Below are 8,344 nucleotides of genomic sequence, written 5' to 3'. Positions count from 1 at the left end.
GCTGCCGATCATTTCGGTCCACTTTCGCTTGGAGACGCCCACGTCGCTGTGCTTGGCCTCCTGCCCACTGAGGATGTGATCGCGTTCAGCGTCGCTCAACAGCTTCTGATCACGCGGGTGCTTGTACAGCAGCATCCACAACGCGCTCCAGGCCACGCCCAGCACGCCGACGATCAAAAACGCCCATTGCCATTGGCCGTGCAGCAATGCCCAGACGACCAATGGCGGGGCGAGCAGCGCGCCGATGGACGAGCCAATGTTGAACCAGCCAATCGCCACCGAACGCTCCTTGGCGGGGAACCACTCGCTGGTCGCCTTCACGCCGGCCGGAATGCCGGCCGCCTCGGCGATGCCAAGGAGGCCGCGAAAGAACGCAAGGCTGCGCCAGTCCGTCGACCATGCGGCCGCCGCGCAGGCCAAAGACCAGGCGAGCGCAAATGCCGCGAAACCAATCTTGGTGCCGACCGTGTCGAGCAGATAGCCCGCGACCGGTTGCATGAACGCATAACAAAGCTGCCACGCGACCACCACATGCGCGTACTGCTCGGTGGTCATATGGAGGTCTTTCATCAGTGTCGGCGCCGCCACGGAAAGCGTGTTGCGCGCGAGGTAATTGATGATGAGCCCGGCCGCTACCAGGCTAACCATCCACCAGCGGATGCCCTTGATTTTCATTGCTGTGTCTCCTCGCAATCTTGAACTGATCAGATGGGCCGGACCGCGGAAGCAGTCGAGCCATCGGGCCCGCTATCCTCGCGGGAGTAATCGAGGCCGACGAAGCTGCCGCCCTGGTAGCGTTGGCCCAGAGCATCGAGCGGATTCGGCCGTGCCAGTACTTGCGCGGCGTACGCCTCGGCGTTCTGTGTCGGCTGATAACCTAGGCGCTCCGCGCCGCGGTTGTCCCACCAACTGCGGGTGTTGGCGGAGACACCCCACACGGTCATGAAGCCCACGTCCTCTGCTTCGATACAACGGTCGAGGAAATGCAGTAGGTCGCGATGGCCGAACCACGTGCTCAGGTGTCTGGGCTCGGTCGGCTGCTCGAGGCAACTGCCGATCCGAACGCAGATACTCTCGATGCCGTGCTTGTCCCAATACATTCTTGCCAATGCTTCGCCCCACACCTTGCTTAACCCATAGAAACCGTCCGGGCGCAACGCGCAGTCGAGGGTGAGATGTTCGGTGACCGGGTACATGCCGATCGCGTGGTTCGAACTGGCGAACACCACGCGCCGCACGCCTTGCCTGCGCGCGCCTTCGTACACTTCGACGAGCGCGCGCAGGTTGTTGTCAATGATCTCAGGCAAAGGGCGCTCTACGCTCGTACCCGCGAGGTGGATTAACACGTCGACCCCGTCCAGCAGACGATCGACAACGCGCGGGTCGCGTAGGTCCCCGTGCATGACGTCCTCGCCATCCATTAAAGGAGCGAGAGGCCTTGAGCCAGCGGCCGAGCGCAACGAGGTGCCGCGTGCGATCAACGCGGCCCGTACGACCGAGCCGAGCTGCCCACCGGCCCCACTCAGGGCAATCTTCTTCATAAAGGTCCTTAAGTGCCCCGAACGCTTGAGCCTAGCTATGGCAAATAGCCAGCGGTCAAGCCGAGACTGTAGAGCGAGCCAATAAAGCGATCGCTTGTTGTACGATAACGTACTTTTGCACAGCGGCATCAGAATTCAACTAGGCAGTTACCCGCAGATGACGCCTCACCGAGCATAGCCGACGACCGAACTGCCTAATACCATGGGAACAGGCGCTCACAAACCGCGGAGGGCGGTTGATGATCGAAGTTGATCGCAATACATACGGGTAAACGTTCCAGTCGCGCCAAGCCGGATAGATATACGATGTACGATCACTTAAGACTCGACGCGTAGCGGCCCTTACTACTCACGACTTCAGGAAAACTAGCCATGACAGCGTCGACCCCTTGTCAGCCATTACCGAACACGTTTCGCCAGTCAGTTCGCGACGGCGAACGCCTGATTGGGGGATGGGCCTCCCTCGCAAGTCCGATTACGACGGAATTGCTGGGCGTCGTCGGTTTCGACTGGCTGTTGCTGGATGCGGAACACGCCCCGAACGACGTTCTAACGCTCATCCCGCAGCTCATGGCGCTGAAAGACAGCCCGAGCGCGCCGTTCGTACGGCCATCGGCGAATGACAGCGTTGTCATCAAGCGCCTGTTGGACGCAGGCTTTTTCAACTTCCTCATCCCTTTCGTAGACAGCGCCGCTGATGCCGAACGCGCCGTCGCCGCGACGCGTTACCCGCCGCTGGGCGTGCGTGGCGTATCGGTCGGCCAACGAGGCAATCGTTACGGAACCATTGCCAACTATTTCGACATTGCAAACGACAACATCTGCGTTGTCGTGCAGATCGAGAGCCGTGCTGCAGTCGAGGCGATCGATGAGATTTCTGCGGTCGATGGTGTTGATGCCGTGTTCGCCGGTCCCTCCGATCTCGCCGCCTCATACGGGCATATCGGCAATGCAAACCACCCCGAAGTGCAGGAAGCCATCGCTCATGTTTTCGAGCGCGTCAAGGTGGCCGGCAAGGCAAGCGGAATTCTCGCGCCCGTGCAGGCGGATGCCGAGCGCTACCTCGCGATGGGAAGCACGCTCGTGGCGGTCTGCGCCGACATGGGCCTCCTTCGGAACGCCGCACAAGCCGTACAGAGGCATTTCATGCAGAAGTAAGCACGCGTGGTCAACGTGACATCACAACGTTTGGAGAATCAGATGCAAAAGGCAGGCTTTATCGGACTTGGGATCATGGGCACGCCGATGGCGGGCAATCTGCGAAAGGGAGGCGTCGAACTCGTCGCGTTCACTAAAGGTGCCGTGCCGGCCGACCTCACGCAAGCGGGCGTCGTCGTGGCAGACAGTGCCGCTGCGGTCGCCGCCCAGGCAGACGTCATTTTCATCATTGTTCCGGACACGCCCGACGTCAAACGCGTGCTGTTCGGTGAAAACGGAGTGGCCGAGAGCCTGCGGGCCGGTCAGATCGTGGTCGACATGAGTTCGATCTCGCCGATGGCCACGCGCGATTTCGCCGCCGGCGTGCGCGTGGCGCGGAGTATCTCGACGCGCCCGTTTCCGGAGGCGAAGTCGGCGCTAAAGCGGGATCGCTCACGATCATGGTGGGCGGCTCGCAAGCGAGCTTCGACGCGGTAAAGCCCTATTTCGACATGATGGGAAAAAACGTATCTCTGATTGGCGAAGTCGGCGCCGGACAAGTTTGCTAGGTCGCCAACCAGTGATCGTCGCCGCGACCATCGAGGCGGTCGGCGAGGCGTTGCTGTTGGCATCCAAAGCCGGCGTGGATGCGGAGAAGGTTCGTCAGGCGCTGATGGGCGGCTTTGCGTCGTTCGGGCGATGAGCAAGGAACCGAAGCTCCTCATCCTCGACGAACCTACAGCCGTCCTGTCTTCCACCGATTGGTTATTCGCGCTCATACGTGCCGAGACGGCGCGCGGCACATCTGTGCTGTACATCTCTCATCGGCTGAAGAAATCCGCGAGCTCTGCGCCCGTGGCACCGTTCTGAGAAACGGTCGTAGCATCGCAACTACCGATCTTCACGAAACGAATGATGCGGCCATCTTTGAAATGATGGTCGGTTCCAGCTTGGTGGCCTTCTCGAGGGACAGGTCGATAATTAATGGAGCAACTGAGTCGCGTTTGAAGGTCACCGACCATGCTGGAGCAATCAAAGGGGCACCTTCGAGGTCGCCGTTGGTGGAATCGTTGGTGCCGCGGGTCTTGACGGTCAGGGGCAACGCGATCCGTACGAACGTAAGCCTGCCATAATGTCGTTGCTCAGCAAAAGCAAGTAACGGAAAGAGACTCCTCGGCATCCACATCGATCCGAAACTGCGCTGTCGAACGTCGAGATCTCGACGCCCAATTGCGCGGCATGCTTCTGTGAGACTTATTGTGGGCAGCTGAGCTTGCGAATGGACGCGCGTGGGCCGGCACTATTTGCGACACTGCCATCTGTTAACCTGCATGCAATGGAAGGTTTTCCCGAAAATCCCCAACGTAATTCGCCGGTCTCTTGTTTTGACAACCTCCGTGACGCTCGTGGTGTACGCTCGACGAATCAATCCTTCACGCATCTAAATTCTTTTTGGCAAAACTGCCAATAAGCGTGGTCACTAAGAGCGTCGTCATGACAAGCAATAAAGCGCCTGAACCTTCAGCTGACCCGCCCGACGTGACTCGATCTGTCACGCCGTCGCTGGAGTTTCCGATTGTCGGCATCGGGGCATCGGCCGGCGGAATTCAAGCGCTGACGCGCCTGTTTGAGCACATGCCAAACGACGCGGGCATGGCGTTTGTGATCGTCCTTCATCTGTCGCCCAAGCATGAAAGCCAGGCCGACGCCGTGCTCCAGAGACTCACTAGAATGCCGGTCGTGCAAGTCTTGCAAGCGACTCAGATCGAAAAGAATCATGTCTATCTCATCTCGCCGGCCAACGACCTGTCGATGAATGATGGCTACCTGAGAGTAACGCCGTCGAATCGCGAACCAGGACGACCGGTGGCGATCGACCTGTTTTTTCGCAGCCTCGCCGAAGTACACCGCACCCGCGCGATCAGCGTCGTTTTGTCGGGCTTTGGCAGCGACGGTACGATCGGAATAGGTCGAATCAAGGAGCATGGCGGTGTCACGATCGCGCAAAGTCCCGAGGATGCCGAATGCGATGAGATGCCCCGCAATGCCATCGCGACGGGCTTGGTCGACATTGCGCTGCCGGTCGCTGAGATCCCGCAGAAACTTATCGAACTGCGCGACAACGCGCGAGCGATTCAGTTGCCTCCCGCCGGCGACGATCAGATTCTCATAGCAACATCGGCAGGTAGTAGTGCAGCGCCGGATTCGGCGCCGCTCGCAGAAGACGCACTGCATAAAATCCTTTCTACGCTGCGCGCCCGCACCGCGCACGACTTCCGGCACTACAAGCGCGCGACGGTTCTGCGACGCATTGAACGTCGGCTGCAAGTCAACGCGCTTCCAGACTTACCCTCGTACCAGCGGTTTCTCGACACTCACCCGGAAGAGTCCTCCGCATTGCTTAAGGACATGTTGATCGGTGTGACGAATTTCTTTCGCGATCGGGACGCTTTTGAAGCCCTTGAGCGCGAAATCGTGCCGCGCATCTGCGAAGACAAGTCCGATGACGACTCCATCCGCGTCTGGGTGGCGGCCTGCTCGACCGGCGAAGAAGCGTATTCGGTCGCCATGCTGCTTAACGAGTGTGTCGCGGAAGCCAATAAAGGTTGTGGCATCCAGGTGTTCGCCACAGACATCGATGAGAGCGCTATCGAGACGGCGCGCACGGGCAGTTATCCATCGCCGATTGTGACCGACGTTCCGCCTGCCCGGCTTCGAAAGTTTTTTACGCTCACGCACGGGCGCTACCTCATCAACAAATCCTTAAGGGAACAGGTTCTGTTTGCCGCCCACAACCTGCTGCGTGATCCGCCCTTCTCTAAGCTCGACCTGGTGTCATGCCGCAACCTGCTGATCTACCTGGACCGTACGGTACAGCGACAGGTCTTGCAAACATTTCACTTCGCGCTTCAACCGGGCGGCTATCTATTCTTGGGTAGTTCCGAGTCGGCTGAGATTGCCGATGACCTTTTCGTCGCCATTGACAAGAAGAGCCGGATTTATCGCGCGAAGAAGTCGGCGAGCGCGCGACCTGCGTCGACGTTACCGTTCGTCGGCCCGCTGGCGCAGCCGACTCACTTCAGTAACATAAAGCCAGCGATTGGTCGCACGGACTCGTCGTTCTCAGCCCTGCACCGGAGCGCCATGGAGCATTATGCGCCGCCAAGCGTGCTGATCGATCGCGACGGGGAAATCCTGCATATGTCAGAGGATGTCGGCCGGTTCCTCCGATACGTCGGCGGTGAACCGTCTCACAATCTGCTCACTCTGATCAACCCCGAGCTGAGGCTGGAGCTTCAAACTGCTCTCTTTCAAGCGCTGCGACATGGCAAAAGCGTCGATGCAGAGCGCGTGAGGTTCGCGCGTGGTACCGCTCTTTCCTACGTCAATATGACTGTGCGCCCGTTCTACGATGCGGCCGGTGGAGACGTCCTTGCAGTGTTCTTCGATGAGGCGGAGGAGACCACGTTGCCCGAAGCGTCCGAAGTCGCTCCGACTGACGAGAGTCCTGTCGTCGCACACCTCGAGGCCGAAGTACGGCGATTAAAGGAGCTTTTGCAATCGACCGTTGAGCATTCAAACGTCTCGAGCGAGGAGCTAAAGGCCTCCAACGAAGAGTTGCAGGCGATCAACGAAGAAATGCGTTCAGCGTCCGAGGAGCTCGAAACCAGCAAGGAAGAACTGCAGTCGGTCAACGAAGAGATCCTGACGGTCAATGGTGCGCTGCAGGCGAAGGTAGAAGAGACCGCGAAAGCCAACGATGACCTTCAAAACTTGATTGCCTCTACCGGCATCTCGACTATCTTTGTCGACCGTTCGATGCGCATCAAACGCTATACGCCTGCAGCCGTGGGACTGTTCAACTTAATCGCGACGGATATCGGCCGCCCCTTGCTCGATTTGACGCATCGCCTGCATTATCCGCAACTCGCCGCAGATGTAAGAAGCGCATTCGAGGACCTGAAGTCGGCGGAGCGGGAAGTCAGCACTTTGGACGGCGATTGGTTCCTCGCTCGCGTGCTGCCGTACCGAACCGTGGACGATCGCATCGACGGTGCTGTGCTCACCCTGATCGACATCACGCAAAGACGCCGGGCCGAGGCAGCGGCCCGATCGAGCGAAGAACGTCTGAAGCTCGCTGCCTTGACCACCGACGACTATGCAATCATTGTGCAAGATTTGGACGGCACGATCCTCAGTTGGAATCGAGGAGCGCACCGAATGTTTGGCTTTGAAGAACATGAGGTCGTGGGCAAGCCGATCGACCTCATATTCGTCCCGGAAGACCGGCCGGGCGCAGCGCTCGCGGAAAGAGAAACAGCCAAGAAGGGAGGTCGTGCCGAGGACGAACGTTGGCACCTCAGAAAAGACGGCAGAAAGATCTATTGCAGCGGCGTCATGACATCGATCGACACGGTCGGCTTCAAGGGTCTTGCGAAAATAGCGCGCGATTTAACCGACCGTAAGAGCGTGGAGAGCCAGCAGCAACTGCAGTTGGCGCTCGAGCGAGCCATTCGTGCCCAGGCGGAAACGGTGAACCGCCAAAAAGATGAATTTTTTGCGGTACTGTCGCACGAGCTGAAGAATCCGCTTAACTTAATTCACGTCAAGGCTGAGTTACTGAGCCGCTCGCCCGAGGTGAAAGATATTGCGCTGGTTCAGGATGCGGCGGACGCGATTCAACGTTCGGTCCTTGGGCAATCCAAGATCATTGACGACCTGTTGGATCTATCGCGGGTGCGCACGGGCAAGTTGGCGTTGCACTTCTCGCCGGTCAATCTTGCATCTGTTCTTCGAGCGATCGTCGAGGCGAGTGAGGCGGAAGCCGCGAACAAGCAGATTCGAATGTTAGTGTCAGGCGTTGACGCGCCGTTGACGATTCAGGCCGATTCGGTACGCCTGGAGCAGATGATTTGGAACGTGGTGCGCAATGCCTTGAAGTTCACGCCGCACGGCGGACGCGTGAATCTGTCGCTTACGCGCGATGATCGATACGTCTGCATCGAGGTATGCGATACGGGACAAGGCATCGCGCCCGATTTTCTGCCCAAAGTTTTCGATATGTTTAGCCAAGCGGACGGCGGCGGCCGACGTGATCGCGGCGGCTTAGGCATCGGCTTGTCGCTCACCAAGCAACTGGCTGAAATGCACGGCGGACGCATTGAGGGTACCTCGGCTGGATTGGGACAAGGATCCTGTTTCCGCCTTTGGCTGCCACATCTTCCTCCATCTTCATCTGTATTGCCCGCGGGTAAAACCGCTGATCCCAGCATTCTGACGGGGCTGCGCGTACTTCTTGTCGACGATTCGCTGGAGGGCCTCGAAGGGTTCCGGACTTTGCTTGAATTAGAAGGGGCGCAGGTCAGAGCGGAATCGACTCCCGAAGCAGCTCTCAAGGTCGCGAGCGAAAGCGAATTCGATCTCATTCTGTCGGATATCGGCATGCCGACAATGAGCGGCTATGAACTGATTGCGAAGTTGCGTGAGCTGCCGGCATGTAGGGCGGTTCCAGCGATCGCTTTAACCGGTTTCGGACGCGAGCAGGACGCTGCCGAGGCACTGCGTGCAGGGTTCGATGCGCATTTGCGTAAGCCCGTGTCGCTGAACGCGCTACTCGTGGCTATCGGCGGAAACTTGAGAAAAAAGTAGCGGCTATTGAGTCGATG

Annotated in this window: 6 protein-coding genes and 1 pseudogene; 4 read left to right on the top strand and 3 right to left on the bottom strand. The window is 58.8% G+C overall.

The features are described from left to right. Both AWB81_RS23745 and AWB81_RS23740 read right to left on the bottom strand, forming a co-directional pair. Positions 1–675 (bottom strand): MFS transporter (locus AWB81_RS23745; RefSeq protein ID WP_144444175.1); only part of this gene is annotated, 675 nt, incomplete at its 3' end. Positions 676–704: 29 nt separating this feature from the next. After that, the gene (locus tag AWB81_RS23740; RefSeq protein ID WP_062639000.1) at positions 705–1,541 is read right to left on the bottom strand and encodes an NAD-dependent epimerase/dehydratase family protein; all 837 of its coding nucleotides are present in this window, start codon (positions 1,539–1,541) and stop codon (positions 705–707) included. A 372-nt stretch (positions 1,542–1,913) separates the two neighbouring features. On the opposite strand from AWB81_RS23740, the gene garL reads away from it, so the two are divergent. The 3 genes and pseudogenes from garL to AWB81_RS48805 all read left to right on the top strand — a co-directional run bounded on the left by garL (position 1,914) and on the right by AWB81_RS48805 (position 3,548). Continuing rightward, positions 1,914–2,699: a 2-dehydro-3-deoxyglucarate aldolase gene (garL, locus tag AWB81_RS23735; RefSeq protein WP_062638994.1), complete on the top strand. Its 786-nt coding sequence runs from the start codon at positions 1,914–1,916 to the stop codon at positions 2,697–2,699. 42 nt (positions 2,700–2,741) lie between these two features. Then, positions 2,742–3,369, top strand: a pseudogene (locus AWB81_RS23730) (NAD(P)-binding domain-containing protein); the annotation flags it as partial. After that, positions 3,309–3,548 carry an ATP-binding cassette domain-containing protein gene (locus tag AWB81_RS48805; RefSeq protein ID WP_144444176.1) on the top strand — a complete coding sequence of 80 codons (240 nt, stop codon included), beginning with the start codon at positions 3,309–3,311 and terminating at the stop codon, positions 3,546–3,548. The pseudogene AWB81_RS23730 and the gene AWB81_RS48805, both read left to right, overlap by 61 nt. Before the next feature lie 31 nt (positions 3,549–3,579). On the opposite strand, the gene AWB81_RS23725 is transcribed toward AWB81_RS48805, so the two are convergent. After that, entirely contained in the window at positions 3,580–3,858 is a 279-nt protein-coding gene (locus tag AWB81_RS23725) for a hypothetical protein (RefSeq protein ID WP_144444174.1), read from the bottom strand. Between the two features lie 314 nt (positions 3,859–4,172). Here AWB81_RS23725 and AWB81_RS23720 point away from each other — a divergent pair, with 314 nt between their 5' ends. After that, on the top strand, positions 4,173–8,327 hold the full coding sequence (locus AWB81_RS23720; RefSeq protein WP_062638999.1) for a CheR family methyltransferase: 4,155 nt from the start codon (positions 4,173–4,175) through the stop codon (positions 8,325–8,327). The last annotated feature ends 17 nt before the right edge of the window (positions 8,328–8,344 follow it).

The sequence above is a fragment of the Caballeronia arationis genome, from assembly GCF_001544975.2.
Taxonomy (GTDB): Bacteria; Pseudomonadota; Gammaproteobacteria; order Burkholderiales; family Burkholderiaceae; genus Caballeronia; species Caballeronia arationis.
The sequence above is the reverse complement of the archived record's forward strand: the minus strand, read 5'-3'. Positions and strand labels throughout refer to the sequence as shown.

Excerpts from the sequence above, each read along its gene's own strand:
- AWB81_RS23720 (WP_062638999.1), top strand. The coding sequence starts at position 4,173 with ATGACAAGCAATAAAGCGCCTGAACCTTCAGCTGACCCGCCCGACGTG.
- AWB81_RS23740 (WP_062639000.1), bottom strand. The coding sequence starts at position 1,541 with ATGAAGAAGATTGCCCTGAGTGGGGCCGGTGGGCAGCTCGGCTCGGTC.
- AWB81_RS23725 (WP_144444174.1), bottom strand. The coding sequence starts at position 3,858 with ATGCCGAGGAGTCTCTTTCCGTTACTTGCTTTTGCTGAGCAACGACAT.
- garL (WP_062638994.1), top strand. The coding sequence starts at position 1,914 with ATGACAGCGTCGACCCCTTGTCAGCCATTACCGAACACGTTTCGCCAG.